This is a genomic window from Paenibacillus praedii (genome assembly GCF_049725345.1).
Taxonomy (GTDB): Bacteria; Bacillota; Bacilli; order Paenibacillales; family Paenibacillaceae; genus Pristimantibacillus.
The window spans coordinates 1-1,590 of record NZ_JBMWAM010000044.1 but is presented as its reverse complement, the minus strand read 5'-3'; the positions used below and the strand labels follow the sequence as shown (position 1 = coordinate 1,590).

The 1,590-nt window shown below is 42.4% G+C and carries 1 protein-coding gene; it reads right to left on the bottom strand.

Going from position 1 to position 1,590, the window contains the following annotated elements; genetic code table 11:
• Positions 1–138 precede the first annotated feature (138 nt).
• Positions 139–1,341 (bottom strand): IS110 family RNA-guided transposase, encoded by a 1,203-nt coding sequence (locus ACO9K6_RS20905; RefSeq protein ID WP_424769458.1) that lies wholly within the window; start codon positions 1,339–1,341, stop codon positions 139–141.
• Positions 1,342–1,590 lie beyond the last annotated feature (249 nt).

Here is a 1,590-nt window from a genome sequence, read left to right as displayed (position 1 = left end):
AACTAAAACCAGCTAATATGTTGTCAACATTTTTCTCTTAAATTAATTTTTCGATGGCAGTATACTAAAGATAGGCGTGCTAAAGAACCTTCTCTGCAAGTGCTGGAAGGTTTTTCGTTTGAATAAAAAATATGCTAATTAAGCTAAGTCGACAAAGCTTTCCTGCTTGACTAATAACGCATAAATCCAGTGTAAAAGCTTGTTAACACAAGCAATCAGAGCAACGCGATAAGGCTTTCCTGATTCACGCTTCTTATCGTAAAACTCACGTAGCCTCTTGCTGCCTGTCTTCCTTAGACCGCACAGTACGGCAAGATATAGGGCGTGTCTTAGCTTCTTTGAACCGCGTTTGGTGATGCGATTGCTGGTCGCTGTGAACTTACCTGAAGCGTAAACACTAGGGTCAATTCCTGCGAAAGCAACTAGTTTTTTAGCGTGATTAAACCGATGGATCTCCCCGATCTCAGACAAAATCGTTGCAGCGATTTTGCCTCCTATACCGGGAATCGTTTGGATAATCTGATAAGCTTCAACCCCTTCAGCAAGAGCATCAATCTGACTTCGAAGTTGGGAAAGATGCTCTTGGTACTGAAGGAGTAATTCGATGTACAACGCTAAGCTTATCAGATGGCTGCTATAGCTTACTTTCTGAAAAGGATTGTTTGCAGCAGCTGCAACGATAAGAGTCGCTTTTTCTCCAGCCCAGCGATCAGAGCGACTTGGACAGAGGCATGAAATTGCATAGGCAATATTTGCTTCTCCAGCAAATAGAAAGTCTGAAGGAGTCGTAAATTGCTTAAGGAGTTGTAGCGAAACTCTTGAATAGAGATCGCCAAAGATACCTCTGTAGTCCGGGAAAACCTGATCTAACACGGCTTGGAACTGCAGTTTTACCTGTACATACATTTGCGTAAGAGAGTCAAACTGACGGGTTAAATGTCTAAGATTCAATAGTTGAACGCCACGTTGTTTATGGTCTTCAAATTCCTCTTTGTAATACAGTTCACATAGTCGATAGGCATCAACCGCATCTGTTTTCACTTTGCGTAGACTTGATTTCTTGGCTTGATGTGAAATGAGCGGATTTACGACTAAGAACAAGATGCCGTGTTCCTCTAAATACTGAATAACGGCTTGGTGGTAGTGTCCCGTCGACTCCAAGATAACAATGGGGGCTTTTTCAGCCCTATTCTGCACTTTAGTAATGATGTCTAAAAGCTGCATAAGACCATCTTGGTTATGCTGAAAACAAAAAGGATGTCCAAAGGGCTGGCCTTTGTCTAAGAAAACTTGTCCATCACTTTTACCTTTTGAAATATCTAGGCCAATGACTGGATTCATGAAAAACACTCCCTCTCATAAATATTGCCGGCACCCCTAAGTACTGCTCATAGTTCCACAACATCGCTTGTTATTCGAGATCTATTCGTCTCAACCAGCTTAAACATGGTTTCTACAAGTAGGGGGCGATCAGTTTTAGCGACGGGTTACGTACCCAGGGGAACGACCGATCTGCCCCGGCTACTGACAAATACACCACCAAAATATAAAGTGGTCAACCAGTAATAACTGGCTGACCTCATAATACGA